The following is a 23,477-nucleotide window of genomic DNA, read 5'->3' on the forward strand; positions in this document are numbered from 1 at the left end:
GTGTCGCCTAGCGGCCGGTCAGCCGCCTGGCGTTTTCCAGGTGCTCGGTGAGCTGCTTCTGGATGCGCTCGGTCGCCTCGTCCAGCGCCCTGCGGGTGCGCCGCCCGCTGCCGTCCCCCGCGTCGAACGGCTCACCGAAGACGACGTCGACCCGGTGCCGCAGCGGAGGCAGCCCCTTGACCAACCGTCCGCGCTTCTCGGAACTTCCCAGCACCGCGACCGGGACGATCGGAGCGCCGCCGCGCACGGCGAAATAGGCGAGCCCGGCGCGCAGCGAGGCGAAGTCGCCCTCGCCCCGGGTGCCCTCGGGAAATATGCCGAGGACGCCGCCGTTCGACAGGACGTCGAGGGCCTGCGTGATGGCCGTCCGGTCGGCGGAGTGCCGGTCCACCTTCAGCTGGCCGATGCCGGTCAGGAACGGGTCGAGCGGGCCGACGAACGCTTCCTTCTTGATCAGGAAGTGCACCGGCCGGGGCGCCACGCCCATGACCATCGGGCCGTCGATGTTGTGGCTGTGGTTCACCGCGAAGATCACCGGCCCGGTCGCGGGCACCTTCCAGGCTCCCAGGACGCGTGGCCGCCACAGCCCGAACATCAGGCCGACGCCGATGCGCCGGCCGATGTCGGCACCCCGCTCTGACGGAAGGCTCACTTCGCGGCTCGCTTCTCCTCGACGAGCGTGACGACGCACTCGATGACCTGCTGCAGCGTGAGCGCGGTGGTGTCCACCTCGACCGCGTCGCCCGCCTTGGCGAGCGGCGAGGTCTTGCGGCTGGAGTCGGCCGCGTCACGCTTGATCAGAGCCTCACGGGTGGCGTTGACGTCGGCGCCCTTGAGCTCACCGCTGCGGCGGGCGGCACGGGCCTCCGCGGAGGCGGTGAGGAAGATCTTCAGGTCGGCGTCGGGCAGCACGGTCGTACCGATGTCGCGGCCCTCGACGACGATGCCGTACTCGGCGGAGGTCGCCAGCGAGCGCTGGAGCTCGGTGATCCGGGCCCGGACCTCGGGCACCGCGCTGACCGCGCTGACCTTGGAGGTGACCTCCTGCGTGCGGATCGGGCCGGCCACGTCGGTGCCGTCGACGTTGATCGTCGGGTTGTCCGGGTCGGTGCCGGAGATGATCTCGGGCTTGCCGGCGACGGCCGCGATCGCGGTCGGGTCCTCGATGTCGATGCCGTTGGTCACCATCCACCAGGTGATCGCCCGGTACTGGGCGCCGGTGTCGAGGTAGCTCAGCCCGAGCTGCGCGGCGACGGCCTTCGACGTGCTCGACTTGCCCGTGCCGGAGGGGCCGTCGATGGCGACAATCACGGGCTTGGCGGCACCGTTTTCCACGGGGGGACACCTTCCTGGTGCGGTGTGGCGGGAGTGTGGGGACGCGAAGGCGCCCCGCACAAGGTTACTGGGTTCCCGTCACTCGTCCGGCCGCGCGCTGTTCGGCGGCCTACTGCCGGATCGCCCAGCCCCGCTCCCGCAGGGCGGCACTCAGCACCGGCGCGGCCTTGGGCTCCACCATGAGCTGGACGAGACCGGCCTGCTGCCCGGTCGCGTGCTCGATCCGCACGTCCTCGATGTTGACCCCGGCCCGGCCGGCGTCGGCGAAGATCCGCGCCAGCTGGCCCGGCTGGTCGTCGATGAGCACGGCGACGACCTCGTAGACCCGGGGAGCGGCCCCGTGCTTGCCCGGCACCCGCACCTGTCCGGCGTTCCCGCGGCGCAGCACGTCCTCGATCCCGGCCGTGCCCTCGGTCCGCTTGTCCTCGTCGGACGACTGCAGCGCCCGCAGCGCCCGTACCGTCTCCTCCAGGTCGGCGGCGACGTCGGTGAGCAGGTCGGCGACCGGTCCCGGGTTGGCGGAGAGGATGTCGATCCACATCCGCGGGTCGGAGGCCGCGATCCGGGTCACGTCGCGGATGCCCTGGCCGCACAGCCGTACGGCCGCCTCCTCGGCGCTCTGCAGGCGCGCGGCGACCATGCTGGACATCAGATGGGGCATGTGGGACACCAGGGCGACCGCGCGGTCGTGGGCGTCGGCGTCCATGACCACCGGAACGGCACGGCAGTGCGAGACCAGTTCCAGGGCGAGGTTCAGCACCTCGGTGTCGGTGTCGCGGGTCGGCGTCAGCACCCAGGGACGGCCCTCGAAGAGGTCGCCGGTCGCCGCCAGCGGGCCGGACTTCTCGCGGCCGGACATGGGGTGCGTGCCGATGTACGACGACAGGTCGAGCCCGAGCGCCTCCAGCTCACGGCGCGGTCCGCCCTTGACGCTGGCCACGTCGAGGTAGCCGCGGGCCACGCCCCGGCTCATGGCGTCGGCGAGCACCCCGGCCACGTGCGCGGGCGGGGCGGCGACGATCGCCAGGTCGACGGGCCCGTCGGGGGCCGCGTCGGTGCCGGCGCCGAGTGCGGCGGCGGTGCGGGCCTGCTCGTGGTCGTGGTCGGCGAGGTGCACGACGACACCGCGGGCGGCGAGCGCGAGCGCGGCGGACGTACCGATGAGGCCGGTGCCGATGACGAGTGCGGTTCTCACTGGGCGATGTCCTTGCGCAGGGCGGCCGCGGCACCGAGGTAGACGTGCGCGATGTCGGTGCGGTGCCGGTCGGACTCGATGTGCGCGAGGACGCGTACGACCCGGGGCATGGCGCCCTCGATGTCCAGTTCCTGGGCGCAGATGAGGGGCACGTCGGCGAAGCCGGCGCCGAGCTTGCGGGCGGCGGCCGCCGGGAAGTCGCTGTGCAGGTCGGGCGTGGCGGTGAACCAGATGCTGATCAGGTCGTCCGCGGTGAGGGCGTTCCGCTCCAGGATCGCGGTGAGCAGGGCCCCGACCTGCTCGTCCATGTGGTCGGCGTCGTCCCGCTCCAGTTGGACGGCCCCCCGGACCGCTCGTACCGCCACGGCGCTGCTCCTTGCTGAGTCACGGATCGGCTCTTCGGGAGTCCAGCCTAGTCAGCCCGTGTGCGGCTCACGTTTCCCGCCCGCCCGCTGAGATGCCCACCGGACATACGATTCGCGCATTTTCCGCACTCCGTCCTGAATTGCTTCTTCTTCGGCACCTTGGGTGCAAAGATGCTGTTGATCCGCTCGCAGTGGCTTCCGGGCCGGCTGCCGCCCTCTGGTTCTTCCGCACCTTCGGAGTGACGACATGACCAACCGTCCGACGCGGCGCACGATCCTCATCGCCACGGGCGCGACCGGCGCGACGGCGCTCGTCGCGGGCTGCGGCGATTCCGGCGGCAACGGCAGCGGCGACTCGACGCCGACCTCCACCACCGTCACTCCGGGCCAGGACGGTCAGGACGGCGACGAACTGGCCAGCACGTCCGACATCCCGGTGGGCGGTGGCACGATCTTCAAGGACGAGAAGGTCGTGGTGACCCAGCCCGAGAAGGGCCAGTTCAAGGCCTTCTCGGCGATCTGCACCCACCAGCAGTGCCTGGTCGGCAGCGTCTCGGACGGAACGATCAACTGCCCGTGCCACGGCAGCAAGTTCAAGATCACCGACGGCGCGGTCGCCAACCCGCCGGCCACGCAGCCGCTGCCGGCGAAGAACATCGTCGTGGAGGGAAATTCGATCCGCCTGGTGTGATCCGCCGCGTACCCTCCCGGCCATGCACCCCGAGAGCCTGGTACGCGACCACACGATCTACGCCTGTGTGATGGGCTCGCGCGCCTTCGGGCTGGCCACGGACGCCAGCGACACCGATCGCCGGGGGGTGTTCCTGGCCCCGACGTCCCTGTTCTGGCGCTTCGAGAAGCCGCCGACGCATGTCGACGGCCCGCTGAAGGAGCAGTTCAGCTGGGAGCTGGAGCGCTTCTGCGAGCTGGCCCTGCGCGCCAATCCGAACATCCTGGAGTGCCTGCACTCCCCGCTCGTGGAGCACGTCGACGGCACGGGCCGCGAGCTGCTCGCCCTGCGCGAGGCGTTCCTGTCCCGCCAGGCGCACGAGACGTTCACGCGCTACGCGCTCGGTCAGCGCAAGAAGCTGGAGGCCGACCTCCGCGCGCACGGCGCCCCCCGCTGGAAGCACGCGATGCACCTGCTGCGGCTGCTGACGAGCGCCCGCGACCTGCTGCGCACCGGGCACCTCACAATCGACGTCGGCGACCGGCGCGAGCAGCTGCTGGAGGTCAAGCGCGGCGAGGTGCCCTGGCCGGAGGTGGAGTCCCGGATGACCCGCCTGGCGGGCGAGGCGGAGGAGGCCACCCGCACGAGCCCGCTCCCGGCCGAACCGGACCGCCGCCGGGTGGAGGACTTCCTCTTCCGGGCCCGCCGCGCCTCAGCCCTCCAGCCGGGTCCGTACGACGAAGGCGTGCAGGGCGTCGTGGACGCCGGGGGCGTCGGGCAGGGCTGAGGCCGCCTGCGCCTCGTCCAGTACGCCGTGCAGCCGCTCCACGTCGGCCGACACGCGCGCGTGGTCGACGTCGGCGTCCCCGTGCTCCCGCTCCGCCTTGGCCGCGATCAGCTCCGGAAGATAGCCGGGTGCCTCGACCTCGCCGATCAGCGTGGGCAGATGCGCCTGCACCTCGGCGCTGCGCATCAGATGCACACCCGTGAGGAGCGCCCGGAAGGTGTAGAGCAGCGGCTTGAGCTCGCCGGTCTTCTCGAACAACCGCCACTGGGTGCCGGCGAATCCACGGTAGTGGTGTGCGTGATGGCTGGTCAGCACCCCGGGCGCGAGGGCGACCAGCTCCCGGTGGGCGTCGGTGGTGTGCACGACCAGCGGTGAGAGCAACTGCTCCAGCACGTAGCCGTTGCGGCGCAGCATCAGCCGTACGAACTTGCGCAGGTCGTGCGTGACCAGGTCCATCTCGACGCCGTCCCGCAGCCACATCCGCGACCGGGTCTCGTCCGGCTCCCGCAGCCCGACGAGATCCTCGGTGGGCAGCAGATGGACGCCGCGCAGGTCGACGTCCGAGTCGCGGGACGGGAAGCCGTACAGGTGCGCGCCGGAGACGGTCGCGAACAGCACCGGGTCGGGCTGTTCGGCGACGACGGGCGCGAGGTCGATGTCCAGGGCGTCGATCATCCGTCAAGCGTCCCAGAGCGCCCCGAGGGTCATCAGGTCCCCCCGGTACTCGATCCGGTCCGCCCACTCCCTCGGCCAGACGTCCGCGCCGAGCCAGGCCCCCGCGAACGCCCCGGCCAGGCAGGCGATCGAGTCCGAGTCCCCGGCGGTGCAGGCGGCCCGCCGCAGGGCGGTCAGCGGTTCGTCGACGAACCACAGGAAGCACAGCAGCCCGGTGGCCATGGCCTCCTCGGCGATCCAGCCCTCGCCGGTCGCCAGGCACGGGTCGGTCTCGGGCGAGACACCGCGCACGGCTTCCTGCAGGCGGTCCAGGGCCCCCAGGCAGTCGTCCCAGCCGCGGGCGATGAAGTGCTCGGGAGTGGGGTCCTGGCTGCGCGTCCACAGATCGCCGAGCCAGCGCTCGTGGTATTGGGTGCGGTTCTCGTAGGCGTACGACCGCAGCAGCCCGACCAGCCCGGTCGGCTCCGCCCCCTGCGCGAGGAGCCGTACGGCGTGCGCGGTCAGGTCGGACGCGGCGAGCGCCGTCGGATGCCCGTGGGTGAGCGCCGACTGCAACTGGGCGGCGCCGGCCCGCTGTTCGTCGCTCAGTCCGGGGACGAGCCCGATCGGCGCGACGCGCATGTTGGCGCCGCAGCCTTTGGAGCCGATCTGGCTGGCGTCCTGCCAGGGCTTGTTCTCGTCCTTCAGCAGATTGCAGGCGACCAGACAGGTCCGGCCGGGCGCGCGGTTGTTCTCCGGTGACTGATACCAGTCCACGAACTCCTCGCGCACCGGCCGCTCCAGCCGCTTCGGCCCGAGAACACCCCGGTCCATCGCCGTCCGCAGCCCCTTCCCCAGCGCCAGCGTCATCTGGGTGTCGTCGGTGACGACGGCCGGCGTCGGCAGGTCCATCTCGCGCCACGGCCCGCACTTGGCGAGGATCGACGGCACGTCGTTGAACTCGGTCGGGAAGCCGAGCGCGTCCCCGAGGGCGAGGCCGAGGAGGGAGCCGGTGGCGGCGCGTTTGCGGACGGTGGTCGTGGTCATGCGGGGCGTCCTTCCGAGGTGGGCCGCAGCAGGGGCGGATGAAGGGTGGTGGCGGTGCCGGCGCGGTACAGCGCGGCCGGTTTGCCGCGGCCGCCGGTGAGCCGGGCGGCGCCGGGGACGGGGGCGACGAAGTCCGGCGTGGCGAGCACCTTGCGGCGGAAGTTGGGCCGGTCGAGGGCGGTGCCCCACACCACCTCGTAGACGTGCTGCAGCTCGCCGAGGGTGAACTCGGGCGGGCAGAAGGCGGTGGCCAGGCTGGAGTACTCCAGCTGCGAGCCGACGCGTTCATGGGCGTCAGCCAGGATCCGGTCGTGGTCGAAGGCGAGCGGCCCGGCCTTGTCGTACGGCACCCAGCGGGCCTGCGCGGCGTCGCTGCCGCCGTGCGGTTCGGGAGGGTGGGGCAGCAGCGCGGTGAAGGCGACGGTGACGACCCTCATCCGTGGGTCCCGGTCGGGTTCGCTGTAGGTCCGCAACTGCTCCAGGTGCAGCCCGGAGACGTCCGACAGGCCGGTCTCCTCGGCGAGTTCACGCCGGGCGGCCGTCTCCGCCGACTCGTCCGGCTGCACGAAGCCGCCGGGCAGTGCCCAGTGTCCCCGGTACGGCTGCTGCCCGCGCTCGACGAGCAGGACGTGCAGGACGCCGTCGAGGATCGTGAGGACGGCGAGGTCGGCGGTGACGGCGAAGGGTTCATGGGCGTACTTGTCGTAGTCCACGTCGTCGTGGTCTGCGGCGTCGTGTTCCATGCGAACCCACCCCCTTAATAGTCACTACGACTATAAAGAGGGTGGGGAGGTCAGGGCAACCCCCTGGCCTAGGTCCGGCCGCGGCCGGGCGCGAACGCCGCCACCGCCGCGCCGACGGCCGCCGCGCCCGCGCTCACCCACAGCGCCGCCCCGGCGCCGTCGATGAACGCCTCCGGCGAGCCGTAGCCGCCGTACGTCGTGAACACGGCCGCGGCGACGGCGACCCCGAAGACACCGCCGAGCTCACGGAGCGCGTTGTTGACGCCGGCCGCGACACCCGCGTCACCCAGCGGGACGGACGAGGTCACCGCGTTGGCCACGCTCGGGAAGACCATGGAGATGCCGACGCCCGCGACGATCAGCGGGAGGACGAGGCTGCCGTACCCGACGCCGGGTTCGAGCTGTCCGGCCAGCAGCGCGAGGCCCGTCGCCTGGAGGACCAGGCCGCCCAGCATGAACGGCCGGTTCCCGAACCGGTCGGCGAGCGCCCCGGCGATCGGCGCGACCAGCAGGGGCGTGGCGTTCCAGACGAGGATCCGCACGCCCGCCTCCAGCGGGGAGTAGCCGAGGCCGAGCTGGAAGAGCTGCGTGATCATGAACAGGGCGCCGAGCAGCGAGGCGAAGAGGAGGAAGCCGGAGGCATTGGCGGTCGAGAAGCCGCGCCGCCGGAAGTGCGACAGGGGCAGCATCGGGTAGCGGGCGCCACGGCGCTCCCAGGCGAGGAAGGCCGCAACGAACGCCGCCCCCACCACCAGCGCGGTCAGCACCTCCGCGCTGCCCCACCCGACCTCGGGCGCCCGCACCGGTGCCCAGGCGAGGCCGGTCAGGCCCACGGCCGCCAGCACCAGTCCGACGAGGTCGAGTTGGGGCCGGGTGCCGTAGCTCTCGCGCAGCCTGGTCGCGGCGAGCGGCAGCATGGCGAGCCCGATGGGCACGTTCAGCCAGAAGATCCACTGCCACGACAGGCCCTCGGTGACGGCGCCGCCCAGCACCGGCCCGGCGGCCACGCCGAGTCCGGTCACCCCGCCCCACAGCCCGATCGCCACGCCCCGCTTCTCGGCCGGGAACGCCTCGCTGATGAGGGTCAGGGTGAGCGGCAGCAGGACGGCCGCCCCCGCGCCCTGCACGACGCGGGCACCGATGAGCTGGCCCGGTCCCTGGGCGAGGGCAGCGGCCGCCGAGGCGAGCGTGAAGACGGCGAGGCCCACGAGGTACATCCGACGCCGCCCGAACCGGTCGCCGAGCGCGGCGCCGGTCAAGGTGAGACAGGCGAAGACGAGGTTGTAGGCGTTGATCGTCCATTCCAGCTGGGACAGGCCGGCCCCGAAGTCCGCCCGCAGCGCGGGCAGCGCGGTGGCGACGACCACGACGTCGAGGGAGCACAGCAGCGCGCCGAGGCCGGCGAGGGCGACGGTCCACCCGCGCCGGGCAGGCTCCCGTCCGGCGGGTGGTGTGCGCAGTTGCGGGGCTTTGAGGGTGTCGGTCATGGCCGTGCCTTCCGTGAGTCGCTCCGGTCACTCACGGAAGGCAGACCGGGCTCACCCCGGAAAGGAATCGCGGCGGCCGAGGAAGGCCAGCAGCCGCACGTCGGCACGCGCGCGTGGCGCCACCTCGACCGGCGCGCCGAAGCGCACGCCCCGGTCCTCCTCCGCGACCACCAGGCGGGCGACGCTCAGCAGCTCCGCCGCGAGGGACACCGGTATGGGCCGGGACCGGCCGCACGCCTGGGCCACGTCCCATCCGTGCACGGCGATCTCGACGGCGCCGACCGCGCCCATCACCCGCACGTCCAGCGGCCGTTCACCGACCAGGACGCGTTCCCCGGTGGGCCCGGCGGCCCAGGCGCCGAGCACCGCGCACGCGCGCGTACGCAGGCCGCAGACCCGGTCGGAGCGCGGGAACAGCCCGATCCGCCCACCCGTGAGCCCCTCGTACAGCGCGTCCAGCGAGTCGTCGAGGTGCGCGAGCAGTTCCCCCAGGTCCCACTCGGCGCAGGGTGTCCCCCGCCCCAGGCTCACGGACCGTATCCCGGCGACGCTGCCCAGCGTGTAGGCGAGCGAACGCTCCAGCAGTTCCCCGGAGTTCACGACAGCTCCCTCGGCAGTTCGAACCGGTCGAGCACCCGCGCATCGATGAAGGCGGTGATGCGGGCCAGGGCGTCCTCGCGCACGGTGAGCACCTGCACGGAGTGCCCCCGGAACACGCCGTCCGCGTCGCGTACGTACATCGCCACGGCCGGCTGTCCGTTCGCGCGCGTGCGCAGCATCCGCAGGGTGCCCTTGTCGTGCACCCGTGCCCGGAGGAACCGCAGTACGTCCTTCTTGCCGCTGAACCACTGCAGGTAGGGCGGCATCTCCAGTTCGACGCCGTCCTGGAGGAGGCCGATCAGGGCGTCCAGGTCGGCGTTCTCGAAGGCGGCCACGTACCGGTCGAGCACCTCACGGTCCGCGGCGCCCTCCGGCTCCGCCAGGAGGTCCTCGTCCGGCGCCACCTCGTCGAGCCGGGCACGCGCGCGCTGGAGGCTGCTCTTCACCGCCGCGGTGGACGTGCCCAGCAGTACGGCCACCTCGGCCGCCCGCCACGCCAGCACGTCCCGCAGGATCAGCACGGCCCGCTGCCGCGCCGGCAGGTTCTGCAGGGCCGCGACCAGCGCCAGGCGCAGGCTCCCCCGCGCGGCCACGACGTTCGCCGGGTCGACGAGCGCGTCAGGCAGCGGCTGGAGCCACGGGACGTCCGTCACAGGGGCCGTCAGCGGCTCCTCAGGCGTCTCTGCGGGCCCGCCGAGCCCCGAGGGCAGCGGACGTCGCGCGCGGCTCTCCAGGGCCGTCAGACACGTGTTGGTGGCGATCCGGTGCAGCCAGGTCCGCAACGACGCCCGGCCCTCGTAGCCGTCGTAGGACCGCCAGGCCCGCAGATACGTCTCCTGCACCAGATCCTCGGCCTCGTCGACCGAGCCCAGCATCCGGTAGCAGTGCGCGAGCAGCTCCCGCCGGTACGGGTCGGTCAGCCGGACGAACTCGTCCCGGTCCGTCGTGGTCGCACTCATCCCCGCTCCCTCCGTCACCAGTACAGACCGGCGCGGGGGCGAAAACGCATCGGCCGGCCCCGGAGCTGTTCCGGGACCGGCCGACACATGGGGCTTCGGATCGGGCTTCCTAGAGGTCGACTTCCTTCATCAGCATCCCGACCTCGGTGTTCGAAAGGCGTCGCAGCCAGCCCGACTTCTGGTCGCCCAGCGTGATCGGCCCGAAGGCGACACGCACCAGCTTGTCGACCGGGAAGCCCGCCTCGGCCAGCATGCGGCGCACGATGTGCTTGCGGCCCTCGTGCAGGGTGACCTCGACCAGGTAGTTCTTGCCGGTCTGCTCGACGACCCGGAAGTGGTCGGCGCGCGCGTAGCCGTCCTCCAGCTGGATGCCGTCCTTGAGCTTCTTGCCCAGGTCGCGCGGGATCGGGCCCACGATGTGCGCGAGGTAGACCTTCTTCACGCCGTACCGGGGGTGGGTCAGCCGGTGCGCCAGCTCACCGTGGTTGGTGAGCAGGATGACGCCCTCGGTCTCGGTGTCGAGCCGCCCGACGTGGAAGAGACGCGTCTCCCGGTTGGTGACGTAGTCACCGAGGCACTGCCGGCCCTCGTTGTCCTCCATCGTCGACACGACGCCGGCGGGCTTGTTCAGCGAGAAGAACTGGTACGACTGCGTCGCGACCGTCAGGCCGTCGACCTTGACCTCGTCCTTCTCCGTGTCGACGCGCTTGCCCTGCTCCAGGACGATCTCGCCGTTGACCTCGACCCGGGCCTGCTCGATCAGCTCCTCGCAGGCACGCCGTGAGCCGTAGCCGGCGCGCGCGAGGACCTTCTGCAGGCGCTCGCCCTCCTGCTCGGCGCCCGGGAAGGTCTTGGGCAGCTTGACGTCCTTCTTGCCGGCGTAGCGCTCGCGGTTGCGCTCCTCGGCGCGCGCGTCGTACTCGCGGGAGGTCGCCGGCGCCGAGCGGCCCCGGCCGGTGCCCTGGGACTGCTTGGGGCCGCCCTTGGCGCCGCCGCGCGCCGAGGCGCCACGCCCCGACTTCGGGCCCTCCTGGGTCGCGCCGGGGCCCACGTCGTAGCGGCGCTCCTCCGGGCGCGGCTTCCTCGGCCGGCCGCCCTGCTGGTCGTCGCGGTTGTTACCGGCGCCGCGGTAGTTACCGCGGCCGCCGCTGCTTCCGCCGCGGCCGCCGCTGTTGCCACCACGGCTCCCGCCGTTGTTTCCGCTGCTGTTCCTGCCGCTGCTGCTTCGCATCAAAGTTCCGTCTGGTCGTCTGCGTCGTCGGTGCCCCGTGGTGCCGGGGCGCCCGGACCGTCATCGGGAGCGTCCGGGTCGAACGACGGCACACCTTCCTGGGTCTCGGCCTCGATCGCCTCCGCCTCCGGGAGGAAGGGCGCGAGCTCCGGGAGCTCGTCCAGACCGCGCAGGCCCATCCGCTCCAGAAAGTAGTTCGTCGTCCTGTACAGGATCGCACCTGTTTCAGGTTCCGCGCCCGCCTCCTCGACCAGCCCTCGCTGGAGGAGGGTGCGCATCACACCGTCGCAGTTGACTCCGCGTACGGCCGAGACCCGGCTGCGGCTGACCGGCTGACGGTACGCGACGACCGCGAGCGTCTCCAGGGCGGCCTGGGTCAGGCGGGCGGTCTGGCCGTCCAGGACGAGGCGCTCCACGGCCGCGGCGTACTCGGCCCGCGTGTAGTAGCGCCAGCCGCCCGCGACGAACCGCAGCTCGAAGCCGCGCCCCTGCACGGCGTACTCGTCGGCGAGCTCCCGCAGGGCGTCGGCGACCTGGCGCCTGGGCCGCTCCAGGATCTTCGCGAGGTGCTCCTCGGTCGCGGGTTCGTCCACGACCATGAGCATCGCCTCCAGGGCGGGCTTCAGATCGAGGTCCGCGACGGTGCGCAGCCCGGCCGGCAGTTCGGTGCTCTCCTCACTCACGCCTTCTTCTCCTCCTTCGGCGGCTCGGGCGGCCGGTCGAACTCGTCGGTCACCATCGGCGCCTCGTCGCCCTCCCCGCCGGTCCAGCGCACGAGGAGCTCGCCGAGGGCGGTCTCCTGGTCGAGGGCGACGGCCTTCTCGCGGTACAGCTCCAGCAGGGCGAGGAAGCGTGCCACGACCGTGAGCGTGTCGTCGGTGTCCTCGATCAGGGACTGGAAACTGGCCTCGCCGAGCTCCTTCAGCCGCGCGACGACGATCCCGGCCTGCTCCTGCACGCTGACCAGCGGCGCGTGGATGTGATCGACGTAGACCTGCGGCTTGGGCTTGGGCTGCATCGCCTTGACGGCGAGCCTGGCGAATCCTTCCGCCCCGATGCTGATGACGACCTCGGGCAGCAGCTCGGCATGGTGCGGTTCGAGCCCGACGGTCCGCGGATAGCGCCGTGCCTCCTCGTCGAGCCGCCGGTTGAAGATGTCGGCGATCTGCTTGTACGCCCGGTACTGCAGCAGCCGCGCGAACAGCAGGTCCCGCGCCTCCAGCAGCGCGAGGTCGGCCTCGTCCTCCACCTCGGCGGAGGGCAGCAGCCGGGCCGCCTTGAGGTCGAGCAGGGTCGCCGCGACCACGAGGAACTCGGTCGTCTCGTCGAGGTCCCAGTCCGGACCCATGGCCCGGATGTGCGCCATGAACTCGTCGGTCACCTTGGACAGCGCGACCTCGGTGACGTCCATCTTGTGCTTGGAGATCAGCTGGAGGAGCAGATCGAAGGGGCCTTCGAAGTTGGCGAGCCGGACCTTGAAGACACCGCCGTCGTCACCGCCGTCACCGGCTTCGGGCGCGGATTCCTCGACGGCGGCGGCCTCAACGACCGGCTCCGGCCCCCGCCCGGGTCCGGGCTCGGGCTCGGGTTCCGGCGTGAGGACCAGGGACTCGGAGTCCGGTCCCGACGTAAGGACCAGGGACTCGGTGTCAGGCTCGGGCACGACCGCCGGAGGCTCGGTCTCCGGCTCGGGCACCTCGGTCTCCGGCTCGGCCACGACGGCCGGCGGTTCCGGGCGCGGCTCCGGGACCACGGCCACGGGGGCGTCGAAAGCCTCAGGTACCTCGAGCTGCGGCTCCGGCTCCGCAGATACGGGATCCGGCACGGGCACCGGTGTCGTTCCCGGCCCCCGGCCCAGCGCACGCCGGCGGCCGCCGGAGGCACCGGCACCGCGGGCGGGAACGTCGTTCGAGGTCATGGCCCCCGCAGGCTACCGCTACCGCCCGCGAAGCCGTCGTACGAGGATGCTTGCGTCTCCGCGGCTCTCCAGATCCGCCAGGACCACGGCCACCGCCTCGCGGACGATCCGCCCGCGGTCGACGGCCAGCCCGTGCTCACCGCGGAGCACCAGCCGGGCGTGCTCCAGATCCATGAGCTCCTCGGCGGAGACGTACACGGTGATCTTCTCGTCGTGCCGTTCACGGCCGCTGGGCCGGCGCGAGGCGGAACGCCCCCGCTTGCGCGGCGCGGAGGCGGGGGCACCGGCGGGCGCGGAGCCGGGGGCACTCACGGACGCTCCGGCAGAACCTTCCTGCGCCGTCTGACGACGGGAGGAACGCTCCGCCGTGGCGGACCGGCTGCGCGACTCGCCGGCGTCGGCCGACTCCGCGTCGGCCGCCACGTGTTCCGCGCCGTCGCCGTCACCGCCCTGTGCGGGCACCGACTGCGGCGCGTCCTCCACGGCCGCGGCCGAGTCGCTCTCCCCCGCGGGAGCCGGCACCCGGGCCTCGCCGTTGGCGGGGCGCCGGGGAGTGGACGGCTGGAGCGCCATACCCCCTGTCGTACGGAACAGTTCGTCGGCCCCCGGCAGACTCACTCGGCGTGACACCGGGCGAGCACCTCCCTGGCGAGCTGGCGATAGGCGGCGGCACCGACGGAGTTGGAGGCGTAGGTGGTGATCGGCTCACCGGCGACCGTGGTCTCCGGGAAGCGGACCGTGCGTCCGATGACCGTGTGGTAGACGTGGTCGTCGAAGGCCTCGACCACACGCGCGAGCACCTCACGGCTGTGCACCGTGCGTGAGTCGTACATCGTGGCGAGGATCCCGTCGAGCTCCAGCTCCGGGTTGAGCCGCTCCTGGACCTTCTCGATGGTCTCGGTCAGCAGCGCCACACCACGCAGCGCGAAGAACTCGCACTCCAGGGGCACGATCACCTTGTGGGCGGCCGTCAGCGCGTTGACCGTGAGCAGGCCGAGCGAGGGCTGACAGTCGATCACGATGAAGTCGTAGTCGGGCAGCAACGGCTTGAGGGCACGCTGGAGCGTCGACTCACGCGCGACCTCGCTGACCAGCTGCACCTCGGCGGCCGACAGGTCGATGTTGCTCGGCAGCAGGTCCATGTTGGGGACCGCCGTCTTCAGGAGCACCTCGTCCGCCGACATGCCCCGCTCCATGAGCAGGTTGTAGACGGTGAGGTCGAGCTCCATCGGGTTGACGCCGAGGCCGACCGAGAGCGCGCCCTGAGGGTCGAAGTCGACGAGCAGGACCCGGCGTCCGTATTCCGCGAGCGCCGCACCCAGGTTGATGGTCGACGTCGTCTTGCCCACGCCGCCCTTCTGGTTGCACATCGCGATGATCTTCGCGGGGCCGTGGTCGGTCAGCGGACCCGGGATCGGGAAGTACGGCAGCGGGCGCCCGGTCGGGCCGATGCGCTCACGGCGCTGCCGGGCAGCGTCGGGCGCGAGCGTGGCCGCGTACTCGGGGTCGGGCTCGTACTCCGCGTCGGGGTCGTAGAAGTGCCCGTCGGGCAGTTCGTCGTAGACGGCGAATTGGTTGTGGGGCGCGCCACTTCCGTCGCCGGCCATGGCGTTCACGTGATGGCCATCCATGCTCATGTGTGCTGGCAGAGTCACCCCTGAGGAGACCTGGTGACCCTGGTGGGCTGCGAAGGTGCGCACCGCGACGGAGCCGACAGCCTCGAACCCCTCGGGGCCCTGGCCCCGTACCGGCGCTCCTGGTTGACCACCCCCGGGAGAAAATGTCGACTCATTCACAAGTCGTCTTACCTCCTTGGTGACCAGGAAATTTCTAGACAGGTCAGCGTGGCACCATGCCGACGGTTGGCGACTCTATGGCGTGTCGGGCGTCCGCAGCAACACAATCCGCCGGACCGGGCAGATGTGTCGACAATGAAACATCCCGCTGTCAAGGGCGTACGGCCGTCGCACAGCAGGTTTCACCGGTGTGCGAATCGGTCGAAGGGTTGCGTTCGAGGCGAGTTGACCGAGAGTCGCAAAGTGACCATACACACATCCGGCCGGACCTTTTCGGGCAAGGTCCGGCCGGGTGCGTGCGGTTGACGACTCGTGTTGACGTATCGCCTTTACCAGAAAGTGACTTAGGCGATCGGCTCAGCCGAGCAGCGTTTCGAGCTCCACGTGCTCCAGGCCGTGCGCCTCGGCGACCTCGCGGTAAACCACCTTGCCGTCATGCGTGTTGAGGCCCTTGGCCAGCGCGGCGTCGCGGCGCAGCGCCTCGACCCAGCCGCGGTTGGCCAGCTCGACGATGTACGGCAGCGTCGCGTTGGTGAGCGCGTAGGTGGAGGTGTTGGGCACCGCGCCCGGCATGTTGGCGACGCAGTAGAAGACCGACTCGTGGACCGGGAAGGTCGGCTCGGCGTGCGTGGTGGGACGCGAGTCCTCGAAGCAGCCGCCCTGGTCGATCGCGATGTCGACAAGGACACTTCCCGGCTTCATGCGCGACACGAGCTCGTTGGTGACGAGCTTCGGGGCCTTGGCGCCCGGGATGAGCACGGCGCCGATGACGAGGTCGGCCTCCAGGCAGGCCTTCTCCAGCTCCAGGGTGTTGGAGACGACGGTCTGGATCTTCGTGCCGAAGATCTTGTCCGCCTCCTTCAGCTTGTTGATGTCCTTGTCGAGCAGGGTGACGTGGAAGCCCATGCCGATGGCGATCTGCGCGGCGTTCCAGCCGGAGACGCCGCCGCCGATGACGACGGCACGGCCGGCGAGCACGCCGGGGACGCCGCCGGGCAGCACACCGCGGCCGCCGTTGGCGCGCATCAGGTGGTAGGCGCCGACCTGCGGGGCCAGGCGGCCCGCGACCTCGGACATCGGGGCGAGCAGCGGCAGCGCCCGGGTGGGCAGCTCGACCGTCTCGTAGGCGATGGCCGTGGTGCCGGACTCGATCAGGGCGTCCGTGCACTCCTTGGAGGCGGCCAGGTGCAGGTAGGTGAAGAGCGTCTGGTCCTTGCGGAGGCGGTGGTACTCCTCGGCGATGGGCTCCTTGACCTTCAGCAGCAGGTCGGCGGTGGCCCAGACCTCGTCCGCGGTGGGCAGGATCTGGGCACCGGCGGCGACGTACTCGCTGTCCGGGATCGACGAGCCGACACCGGCGCCCTGCTCGATGACGACCTGGTGGCCATGGCGCACCAGCTCCAGCACGCCGGCGGGGGTGATGGCCACCCGGAACTCGTTGTTCTTGACCTCGCGGGGGATGCCGACCTTCACGTCGATCACGGTCCTTGGCTCAGAGGGTGTGGGGGCATTTCTCTACATACCCAGGCATGCAGGGCACACCGGGAGACACCGCAGGAGAAGGTGCGGCAGAGCCAGTCTAATGAAGGCGTTCCCGCTGTCTAGCCTTTCATTGCATCAATCTTCTTCAGATGCACTACGGATTTCGCAGGCGTTAGGGTCTGGTTCCGGCTCGATTGCCTCTTGCCGGGGCTCGGACTCGGCCGCATCGGAGTCCTCGGGCTCCTCTCCCAGCATCCGCTCGGCGGCTCCCCTGTGCAGCTGAGCGGCCGCGGGATCGCCCAGGCGGTCCAGGGTGTCGGCGAGCCGCAGATACAGCGCGCCCTGGAGCCGTGGGTCCTCGGCGCGCCGCGCCCAGTCCACCGCCTCCTGGCAGGTGCGCAGCGACTCCTCCAGCCGCCCGGCGTACTCCTGGACCCGGGCCAGCTCGCTCAAGGCCCGCGCGTGGCCCCCGACGTCGCCGTCCTTGCGGTGCCCGGCGATCGCGGCGCGCCAGCTGCGCTGCGCCTCGCCGTACCGGCCCGCGTAGGTGTGCGCCTCGGCGATCCGGCCGTACAGCCGGGCGGCGTCCGTCCGCTCGGCCCGGGCCTGCCGCTGGGCCAGGGCGCGGCCGAACCAGTCGGCGGCCCGGTCGTAGTCCCCGAGCTCCAGATGCGCGCCGCCTACGGATTCCATCGCGCGCCCGGCCGCGTACGGGTCATTTCCTTCCCGGCCGGCGTCCAGCGCGGCCCGGAATCGCACCAGCGCCTTCCGGGTACGCCCCGTCCGGACGTCGAGGTCGCCGAGGTTCAGCAGGGCCGCTGCCTGCTCGCGCGGCAGATTGCGGCGCTGCGCCACGTCGAGGACCAGGGTGTGCACGTCGTACAGGTCGGGGGCGGCGGCCTTGGTGCCGAAGTGCGCGACCATCGCCCTGACCAGCTGGGACATCAGCCGTCGGGCGAGGGTGTCCAGCTCCCCGTCGGCGACCGCGGCGCGGGCCGAGGCCAGCAGGGCGGGTTTGCGGATGCTGAGCCAGTCGGCGGCGGCCCGGGGATTGGGGAAGCGCAGGGCGCGCGGCATCCCGATGAGCTTCTGCCGGGTCTCGGGGCTGTCCGTCTCGGTGATCGCCCGGCAGGACTGCAACAGCCGCACGGTCCGCTCCAGCATCCGGGCGCGGGCGAGCTGGAGCTCGGCGGGGCGGTCCTGGGTCTCGGTGAGGGCCGTGAGCAGCGGGTGCAGACAGGCCGGGACCTCGTACTGGGGCAGCGGCGAGTCGACGGCGTGCAGCAGGCCGAGGGCGACGAAGTCGTCCAGGGTGGTGTGGGCGCCCTCCACCGAGGAGCCGGCCAGCGCGGAGGCGGTGTGCGGGTCGATCAGGCCGCCGGGGGCGAGGGAGAGCAGCCGCAGTATGCGGGCGGCGGGGGCCGGCAGGCCGGCGTAGACGAGGCGGAAGACCCGGCTGAGCGGGGTGCCGTCCTCGCCCTCGGCCCGCAGCTGCTTGGCCAGGTCGGCGACGGCCGATTTCGGCCGGGCGGCCAGCCAGCCGCCGGCCAGCCGGAGCGCGGCGGGCTGGCCCTGGCACACCTCGACCAGGCCCTCGGCGGCCCGTGGGTCGACGGTGATGCGCACCGACCCGGCGTGCCGGGACAGCAGCTCGACGGCCGACTTGGTGTCGAGGCCGCCGAGCGTGCAGGGCCGGACGTCCGAGATGCCGGTCAGCGGGCCGCCGGAGACGGCGACGGCCAGGCAGTCCGGGGTGTCCGGCAGCAGGGCGTCGACCTGGTCCGCCTCGGCGGCGTCGTCGAGCAGCAGCAGGACCCGGCGGTCGGCCAGGGCCTCACGCAGGGCCGCCGTGAGGTCGTCCTCGGCCGCGCCGGGCGGAGTGGGCAGGTCCAGGGCGGTGAGCAGCAGGCGGGCGGTGCGCCGGACGGGGACGGGGGTGCCGTCGGGGTCGGTCAGCCGGGCGCGCAGCACACCGTCCGGGTAGCGGTCCGCGACCTGCCGTACGAGTTCCCCGGCGAGGGCGGTGCGGCCCGAGCCGGGGCGGCCCGCGATGAGCAGCACGCGCGCGCGTGGCGCCTTGCGGCCGGAGAGGGTGTCCAGACCGGCGCGCTCGATGTCGGCGCGCAGCTCCTTCAACTCGCGGGTGCGGCCCAGGAATTGGTGTGTGTCGGAGGTCCGTGCCGACACCTGCACGCCGCCTGTGTCCACCACCTGATCCGTCACGGGCCACACTCCCGTCCCACGCGCGCGCAAGCCCGCCGGGACTCCGGTTCGGGCGTGTATCAGAGCCTAGTTCACGCTCTGCTACGTTCCGGGCGGAGCGAGGCGGGCATGGCGGGACGTCGCCCGATCGGATCAGCAGATCGTAGGACTCGGGGGTCGGACAGCGCCGGTGGAGGACACGCGGCGAACCGCGCGACCAGCCGCACCGGCGCCACCCGAACAGGGCCCCTGCCTACGCCTCGAACGGCCTCGCAGGCCAGGGCGCCTCCGCCGGACGCAACCCGTCCAACCCGCCGGAGGCCCGCGCGGCGACCAGCGACAGCACCCCCACGACCAGGCAGTTGTTGTGCAGCTCGCCCGCGAGGACACCCCGCACCAGCTCGTCGACCGGCACCCGCGCGTGCTCCATGTCGGCCTCCTCGTCCTCCACCTCGAAGCGCTCCCCCTCCGCCTCGGACAGGTTCCGGGCGAGGAAGATCCGGATGGCCTCGTCGCAGCCGCCGGGGGTGGTGTAGACGTCCGTCAGCACCCGCCAGTCCTCGGCCTTGACGTGCGCCTCCTCGTACAGCTCGCGCTGGGCGGCGTGCAGCGGGTTCTCGCCGGGGATGTCGAGGAGTCCGGCCGGGATCTCCCACAGCTTCTGCCGGACCGGGTGGCGGTACTGCTTGATGAGCAGGACACGGTCCTGGTCGTCCAGGGCGAGGACGGCCACGGATCCGGGGTGGACCTGGTAGTCACGCCGGACGACCGAACCGCCGGGCATGACCACGTCGTCCGTGCGGACGGAGGTCTTGTTGCCCACGAAGGGGGTCTCCGTCGCCCGGATCTCCCACGCCTCGGGGGTGTCCTTGATCGTCATGCCCTGCCCTTCCGCACGCTTGCAAAAAGAACCCGCCAACGAAAACCGGGGTGCGCACCTTTGAAGGTCTGCACCCCGGCCACCGTACAAGTGGTGTGTTACTTCGAATTCTTGCGCTCGACCGACGCCTTCACCAGACCGGCGAAGAGCGGGTGCGGGCGCGTCGGGCGCGAGCGCAGCTCCGGGTGGGCCTGCGTGGCCACCAGGTAGGGGTGGACCTCGCGCGGGTACTCGACGTACTCGACGAGCTTGCCGTCCGGCGAGGTGCCGGAGAACTGGATGCCGGCCTTCTTCTCCAGCTCCGCCCGGTAGGCGTTGTTGACCTCGTACCGGTGACGGTGCCGCTCCTCGACGTACTCCTTGTCGTCGTACACCTCGCGCACGATGGAGCCCTCGGCCAGCTTGGCCGGGTACATGCCGAGCCGCATGGTGCCGCCCATGTCACCCTCACCGGCGACGATGTCGAGCTGCTCGGCCATGGTGGAGATGACCGGGTGGGAGGTGGCCGGGTCGAACTCGGTGGAGTTGGCGTCGCCGATGTCGGCGAGGTTGCGGGCCGCCTCGATCACGATGCACTGCAGGCCCAGGCACAGGCCGAGGAGCGGGATCTTGTTCTCGCGGGCGTACTTGATCGCGCCGACCTTGCCGAGCACGCCGCGGTCGCCGAAGCCGCCCGGGATGCAGATGCCGTCGACGTCGGCGAGCTGCTGCTTGGCGCCGGCCGGGGTCTTGCAGTCGTCCGAGGTGACCCACTTGATCTTCACGCGGGCCTTGTTGGCGAAGCCGCCCGCGCGCAGCGCCTCGGTGACCGAGAGGTAGGCGTCGGGCAGGTCGATGTACTTGCCGACCAGCGCGAGGGTGATCTCGTGGTCGGGGTTGTGGACGCGGTCGAGCAGGTCGTCCCAGGTCGTCCAGTCCACGTCGCGGAACGGCAGGTCCAGCTTGCGGACGACATAGGCGTCCAGGCCCTCGCCGTGCACGGTCTTCGGGATGTCGTAGATGGAGCGGGCGTCGGGGCAGGCGACCACGGCCGCCTCGTCGACGTCGCACATCAGCGAGATCTTCCGCTTGATCGCGGTGGGCACCTCGCGGTCGCAGCGCAGCACGATCGCGTCTGGCTGAATACCGATGTTGCGCAGAGCCGCAACCGAGTGCTGGGTCGGCTTCGTCTTCAGCTCTCCCGAGGGGCCGATGTACGGCAGGAGCGAGATGTGGACGACGAAGACGTTGTCACGACCGACCTCGTGACGGACCTGGCGGACGGTCTCCAGGAACGGCAGCGACTCGATGTCGCCGACCGTGCCGCCGACCTCCGTGATCACCACGTCGACCTCGTCCGTCGCCATGCGGCGGATGCGGTGCTTGATCTCGTTGGTGATGTGCGGGATGACCTGCACGGTGTCGCCGAGGTACTCGCCGCGCCGCTCCTTGGCGATCACGGTGTTGTACACCTGGCCGGTGGTGACGTTGGCCGAGCCGTCCAGGTCGCGGTCGAGGAACCGCTCGTAGTGACCGATGTCCAGGTCGGTCTCGGCGCCGTCGTTGGTGACGAACACCTCGCCGTGCTGGAAGGGGTTCATCGTGCCAGGGTCGACATTGAGGTACGGGTCGAGCTTCTGCATCACCACGCGCAGACCCCGGGCCTTGAGCAGCATGCCGAGGCTGGAGGCCGTCAGGCCCTTGCCGAGCGAGGAGGCGACACCCCCGGTGACGAAGATGTGCTTGGTCGTCGTGGATTTGGGCGGCATGGCCAAGAGGGGGCTCCCGTGGTCGCGGTCTGGGGTGCGGTGCGGCTGCCTGACCGGAGAGTTCTCCGGGGTCGCCGTCGCTGCGGTTCGGGGGTTTTTCTCCCACCGGTCCACGGGCTACCAGGGTATCAGCGACCGGAACCGATGGCTTCCGGCCACGCTCCGCACACGTCTCGCCACGAACCTGCACGACCGTTTCGGTTTCTCACCCCTTGCTCACCCGTTCGGCGGACCCGGGTTGCCCGGAGCGGCACGCAGATCATCTACGTGCGTCGTATCCTGCTCGGACATTCGCTGCCGAGCCCGGCCGGTAACACGGCACCACCCCTCGCCCGTAGCCTCCGGAACAACGAGAGCTCGTCAGTTCGTTGAGCAGAGATTGTCGAGAAGCGACAGTCGTTTTGCCTCACGGCCGAAGCGGCTGCTTTGCTTCACCGCTCAACGACGATTTACAACACCCCTTGACCGCACTAGCGAGAACCCCCTTGTTCACAGGAGGGGGTGACGTGGCCGTTCGACTGGAGTTGCACGTGGCCGGGCGCATCGAAGACTACGCACTCATCGGAGACATGCAGACCGCGGCACTGGTCTGCCGGGACGGCACAGTGGACTGGCTGTGCCTGCCCCGCTTCGACTCGCATGCCATCTTCGCCGGCCTGCTGGGCACCGAGGAGCACGGTTTCTGGCGGCTCGGCCCCGCGCACGCCTCCGACTCCCCGCCGCCCACCGCGGCCCGGCGCAGCTACCGCGGCGACTCCCTGATCCTGGAATCGGAGTGGGACACGCCGCGCGGCACGGTCCGGGTGATCGACTTCATGCCGCCGCGTGACGGCGCGCCCCAGCTGATCCGGATCGTGGAGGGCGTCTCGGGCCGGGTGCCGATGCGCTCGACGCTCCGGATGCGGTTCTCCTACGGCCGGGTGGTGCCCTGGGTGCACAAGCACGAGGGCCGCACGGTCGCCGTCGCCGGCCCGGACTCCGTGTGGTTCGACACAGAGGCCGAGACCTACGGCAAGTCGCTGACGACCTACTCGGACTTCACGGTCGCCCCGGGCGAGCGGATCGCCTTCACGATCTCCTGGGAGCCCTCGCACAAGCAGCCCCCGGCGCTGCCCGAGCCGGAGCAGTCGCTGGTGGCGACGGAGGACTTCTGGCGCGAGTGGGTCGAGCACTGCACGTACCACGGCCCGTACCGCGAGGCGGTCATCCGCTCGCTGATCACCCTCAAGGCGCTGACCTACGCCCCCACCGGCGGCATCGTCGCCGCGCCGACGACCTCCCTGCCGGAGGACATCGGCGGCGTCCGCAACTGGGACTACCGCTACACCTGGCTGCGTGACGCGGCGATCACCCTGTCCTCGCTGCTGCGCACCGGCTACCGCGAGGAGGCCCGGGCCTGGCGGGAGTGGCTGCTCAGGGCGGTCGCGGGCGACCCGGAGAACCTTCAGATCATGTACGGCATCGCCGGCGAGCGCGAGCTCGGCGAGGCCGAGCTGGACTGGCTGCCCGGGTACGAGAACTCCGCGCCGGTCCGGGTCGGCAACGGCGCCGCGCACCAGCTCCAGCTCGACGTGTACGGCGAGGTCACCGAGGCCCTGCACCTGGCCCACATGACGGGCCTGGCCCGCAACGACTACGCCTCCCTGCTCCAGCTGAAGCTGATCCGCTACCTGGAGGACCACTGGCAGGAGCCGGACGAGGGCATCTGGGAGGTGCGCGGCCCGCGCCGCCACTTCGTGCACTCCAAGGTGATGGCCTGGGTCGCGGTCGACCGCACGATCAAGCTCATCGAGTCCGGTGACGCGGACGGCCCGCTGGAGCGCTGGAAGGAACTGCGCGACGAGATCCACCGGGACGTGTGCGAGAAGGGCTACGACAAGGAGCGCAACACCTTCACGCAGTCGTACGGCTCGAAGGAGCTGGACGCCTCCCTGCTGCTGATCCCGCAGATGGGCTTCCTGCCGCCGGACGACAAGCGCGTGATCGGCACCATCGAGGCGATCCAGCGCGAGCTGTCCACGTCGGACGGCTTCATCCTGCGCTACCCGACGCAGGGCGAGCACGAGGGCGTCGACGGTCTCTCCGGTGACGAGGGCGCCTTCCTCGCCTGCTCGTTCTGGATGGCGGACGACCTGGCGATGATCGGCCGCGTCGACGAGGCCCGCAAGCTGTTCGAGAGGCTGCTGGCGCTGCGCAACGACCTCGGTCTGCTGGCCGAGGAGTGGGACCCGGTCCGCCAGCGTCAGGTCGGCAACTTCCCGCAGGCCTTCAGCCACGTTCCGCTCATCGACACCGCGCTGCGCCTGACGGCCTCGGGGGCCTACGGCGGCTGAACAGGACCGCCGGCCGAAGCCTGCCTACGCTGGGATCCATCAGCC

Annotated in this window: 22 protein-coding genes and 1 pseudogene; 4 read left to right on the top strand and 19 right to left on the bottom strand. The window is 71.3% G+C overall.

The window, feature by feature from the left end:
- Positions 1-7 precede the first annotated feature (7 nt).
- The 4 genes from ACGFW6_RS40155 to aroH all read right to left on the bottom strand — a co-directional run bounded on the left by ACGFW6_RS40155 (position 8) and on the right by aroH (position 2,895).
- On the bottom strand, positions 8-595 hold the full coding sequence (locus ACGFW6_RS40155; RefSeq protein WP_393521518.1) for a lysophospholipid acyltransferase family protein: 588 nt from the start codon (positions 593-595) through the stop codon (positions 8-10).
- A gap of 53 nt (positions 596-648) precedes the next feature.
- Complete coding sequence (gene cmk, locus ACGFW6_RS40160) at positions 649-1,335, bottom strand: (d)CMP kinase (protein ID WP_393521443.1); 687 nt, start codon at positions 1,333-1,335, stop codon at positions 649-651.
- 109 nt (positions 1,336-1,444) lie between these two features.
- On the bottom strand, positions 1,445-2,530 hold the full coding sequence (locus ACGFW6_RS40165) for a prephenate dehydrogenase (RefSeq protein ID WP_393521445.1): 1,086 nt from the start codon (positions 2,528-2,530) through the stop codon (positions 1,445-1,447).
- Positions 2,527-2,895, bottom strand: a complete 369-nt coding sequence (aroH, locus tag ACGFW6_RS40170) for a chorismate mutase (protein WP_393521447.1) — start codon at positions 2,893-2,895, stop codon at positions 2,527-2,529. The genes ACGFW6_RS40165 and aroH overlap by 4 nt, the downstream gene beginning before the upstream one ends.
- A 97-nt stretch (positions 2,896-2,992) precedes the next feature.
- Here aroH and ACGFW6_RS40175 point away from each other — a divergent pair.
- The 3 genes and pseudogenes from ACGFW6_RS40175 to ACGFW6_RS40185 form a co-directional block, all read left to right on the top strand.
- Positions 2,993-3,146: pseudogene (locus ACGFW6_RS40175) on the top strand (DUF6529 family protein); the annotation flags it as partial.
- The gene (locus tag ACGFW6_RS40180) at positions 3,143-3,586 is read left to right on the top strand and encodes a Rieske (2Fe-2S) protein (RefSeq protein ID WP_393521449.1); all 444 of its coding nucleotides are present in this window, start codon (positions 3,143-3,145) and stop codon (positions 3,584-3,586) included. The pseudogene ACGFW6_RS40175 and the gene ACGFW6_RS40180, both read left to right, overlap by 4 nt.
- Before the next feature lie 22 nt (positions 3,587-3,608).
- On the top strand, positions 3,609-4,352 hold the full coding sequence (locus tag ACGFW6_RS40185) for a DNA polymerase beta superfamily protein (protein ID WP_393521451.1): 744 nt from the start codon (positions 3,609-3,611) through the stop codon (positions 4,350-4,352).
- Here the strand turns inward: ACGFW6_RS40185 and ACGFW6_RS40190 are convergent.
- The 15 genes from ACGFW6_RS40190 to ACGFW6_RS40260 form a co-directional block, all read right to left on the bottom strand.
- Positions 4,278-5,027 (bottom strand): DNA polymerase beta superfamily protein, encoded by a 750-nt coding sequence (locus tag ACGFW6_RS40190; protein WP_393521453.1) that lies wholly within the window; start codon positions 5,025-5,027, stop codon positions 4,278-4,280. The two genes, ACGFW6_RS40185 and ACGFW6_RS40190, sit on opposite strands and share 75 nt — an antisense overlap.
- Positions 5,028-5,030: 3 nt before the next feature.
- Complete coding sequence (locus ACGFW6_RS40195; protein ID WP_393521455.1) at positions 5,031-6,053, bottom strand: ADP-ribosylglycohydrolase family protein; 1,023 nt, start codon at positions 6,051-6,053, stop codon at positions 5,031-5,033.
- Positions 6,050-6,796 (bottom strand): NUDIX domain-containing protein, encoded by a 747-nt coding sequence (locus ACGFW6_RS40200; protein ID WP_393521457.1) that lies wholly within the window; start codon positions 6,794-6,796, stop codon positions 6,050-6,052. The genes ACGFW6_RS40195 and ACGFW6_RS40200 overlap by 4 nt, the downstream gene beginning before the upstream one ends.
- 68 nt (positions 6,797-6,864) lie before the next feature.
- Positions 6,865-8,283 carry a DHA2 family efflux MFS transporter permease subunit gene (locus tag ACGFW6_RS40205; protein WP_393521459.1) on the bottom strand — a complete coding sequence of 473 codons (1,419 nt, stop codon included), beginning with the start codon at positions 8,281-8,283 and terminating at the stop codon, positions 6,865-6,867.
- Between the two features lie 51 nt (positions 8,284-8,334).
- Positions 8,335-8,883: a TIGR03086 family metal-binding protein gene (locus tag ACGFW6_RS40210; RefSeq protein WP_393521461.1), complete on the bottom strand. Its 549-nt coding sequence runs from the start codon at positions 8,881-8,883 to the stop codon at positions 8,335-8,337.
- Positions 8,880-9,842: a sigma-70 family RNA polymerase sigma factor gene (locus tag ACGFW6_RS40215; RefSeq protein ID WP_393521463.1), complete on the bottom strand. Its 963-nt coding sequence runs from the start codon at positions 9,840-9,842 to the stop codon at positions 8,880-8,882. Before ACGFW6_RS40215 ends, ACGFW6_RS40210 begins: the two co-directional genes overlap by 4 nt.
- A gap of 109 nt (positions 9,843-9,951) precedes the next feature.
- Entirely contained in the window at positions 9,952-11,073 is a 1,122-nt protein-coding gene (locus ACGFW6_RS40220; protein ID WP_393521465.1) for a pseudouridine synthase, read from the bottom strand.
- On the bottom strand, positions 11,073-11,756 hold the full coding sequence (scpB, locus tag ACGFW6_RS40225) for an SMC-Scp complex subunit ScpB (RefSeq protein ID WP_393521467.1): 684 nt from the start codon (positions 11,754-11,756) through the stop codon (positions 11,073-11,075). Before scpB ends, ACGFW6_RS40220 begins: the two co-directional genes overlap by 1 nt.
- Positions 11,753-12,991, bottom strand: coding sequence for a segregation and condensation protein A (locus tag ACGFW6_RS40230; RefSeq protein WP_393521469.1), 1,239 nt, complete (start codon positions 12,989-12,991; stop codon positions 11,753-11,755). The genes scpB and ACGFW6_RS40230 overlap by 4 nt, the downstream gene beginning before the upstream one ends.
- Positions 12,992-13,009: 18 nt before the next feature.
- Complete coding sequence (locus ACGFW6_RS40235) at positions 13,010-13,621, bottom strand: hypothetical protein (RefSeq protein WP_393521471.1); 612 nt, start codon at positions 13,619-13,621, stop codon at positions 13,010-13,012.
- Entirely contained in the window at positions 13,606-14,628 is a 1,023-nt protein-coding gene (locus ACGFW6_RS40240) for a ParA family protein (protein ID WP_393521473.1), read from the bottom strand. The genes ACGFW6_RS40235 and ACGFW6_RS40240 overlap by 16 nt, the downstream gene beginning before the upstream one ends.
- A 516-nt stretch (positions 14,629-15,144) precedes the next feature.
- Positions 15,145-16,269 (bottom strand): alanine dehydrogenase, encoded by a 1,125-nt coding sequence (ald, locus tag ACGFW6_RS40245; protein WP_393521475.1) that lies wholly within the window; start codon positions 16,267-16,269, stop codon positions 15,145-15,147.
- A gap of 135 nt (positions 16,270-16,404) precedes the next feature.
- The gene (locus ACGFW6_RS40250) at positions 16,405-18,492 is read right to left on the bottom strand and encodes a tetratricopeptide repeat protein (RefSeq protein ID WP_393521477.1); all 2,088 of its coding nucleotides are present in this window, start codon (positions 18,490-18,492) and stop codon (positions 16,405-16,407) included.
- 232 nt (positions 18,493-18,724) lie between these two features.
- Complete coding sequence (locus ACGFW6_RS40255; RefSeq protein ID WP_393521479.1) at positions 18,725-19,351, bottom strand: NUDIX domain-containing protein; 627 nt, start codon at positions 19,349-19,351, stop codon at positions 18,725-18,727.
- Positions 19,352-19,449: 98 nt separating this feature from the next.
- The gene (locus ACGFW6_RS40260) at positions 19,450-21,099 is read right to left on the bottom strand and encodes a CTP synthase (RefSeq protein ID WP_393521481.1); all 1,650 of its coding nucleotides are present in this window, start codon (positions 21,097-21,099) and stop codon (positions 19,450-19,452) included.
- Between the two features lie 506 nt (positions 21,100-21,605).
- Here ACGFW6_RS40260 and ACGFW6_RS40265 point away from each other — a divergent pair.
- Positions 21,606-23,432 (top strand): glycoside hydrolase family 15 protein, encoded by a 1,827-nt coding sequence (locus ACGFW6_RS40265; RefSeq protein WP_393521485.1) that lies wholly within the window; start codon positions 21,606-21,608, stop codon positions 23,430-23,432.
- Positions 23,433-23,477: the final 45 nt, after the last annotated feature.

Origin of the sequence: Streptomyces sp. Y7, assembly GCF_043195415.1 — a bacterium.
Taxonomy (GTDB): domain Bacteria; phylum Actinomycetota; class Actinomycetes; order Streptomycetales; family Streptomycetaceae; genus Streptomyces.

Bases quoted from the DNA above. Each gene is read 5' to 3' on its own strand.
- ACGFW6_RS40185 (WP_393521451.1), top strand. From the start codon at position 3,609: ATGCACCCCGAGAGCCTGGTACGCGACCACACGATCTACGCCTGTGTG.
- ACGFW6_RS40200 (WP_393521457.1), bottom strand. From the start codon at position 6,796: ATGGAACACGACGCCGCAGACCACGACGACGTGGACTACGACAAGTAC.
- ACGFW6_RS40215 (WP_393521463.1), bottom strand. From the start codon at position 9,842: ATGAGTGCGACCACGACGGACCGGGACGAGTTCGTCCGGCTGACCGAC.
- ACGFW6_RS40230 (WP_393521469.1), bottom strand. From the start codon at position 12,991: ATGACCTCGAACGACGTTCCCGCCCGCGGTGCCGGTGCCTCCGGCGGC.
- ACGFW6_RS40205 (WP_393521459.1), bottom strand. From the start codon at position 8,283: ATGACCGACACCCTCAAAGCCCCGCAACTGCGCACACCACCCGCCGGA.
- ACGFW6_RS40255 (WP_393521479.1), bottom strand. From the start codon at position 19,351: ATGACGATCAAGGACACCCCCGAGGCGTGGGAGATCCGGGCGACGGAG.
- ACGFW6_RS40195 (WP_393521455.1), bottom strand. From the start codon at position 6,053: ATGACCACGACCACCGTCCGCAAACGCGCCGCCACCGGCTCCCTCCTC.
- ACGFW6_RS40180 (WP_393521449.1), top strand. From the start codon at position 3,143: ATGACCAACCGTCCGACGCGGCGCACGATCCTCATCGCCACGGGCGCG.
- ACGFW6_RS40240 (WP_393521473.1), bottom strand. From the start codon at position 14,628: ATGAGCATGGATGGCCATCACGTGAACGCCATGGCCGGCGACGGAAGT.
- ACGFW6_RS40260 (WP_393521481.1), bottom strand. From the start codon at position 21,099: ATGCCGCCCAAATCCACGACGACCAAGCACATCTTCGTCACCGGGGGT.
- ACGFW6_RS40155 (WP_393521518.1), bottom strand. From the start codon at position 595: ATGTTCGGGCTGTGGCGGCCACGCGTCCTGGGAGCCTGGAAGGTGCCC.
- ACGFW6_RS40190 (WP_393521453.1), bottom strand. From the start codon at position 5,027: ATGATCGACGCCCTGGACATCGACCTCGCGCCCGTCGTCGCCGAACAG.
- ACGFW6_RS40220 (WP_393521465.1), bottom strand. From the start codon at position 11,073: ATGCGAAGCAGCAGCGGCAGGAACAGCAGCGGAAACAACGGCGGGAGC.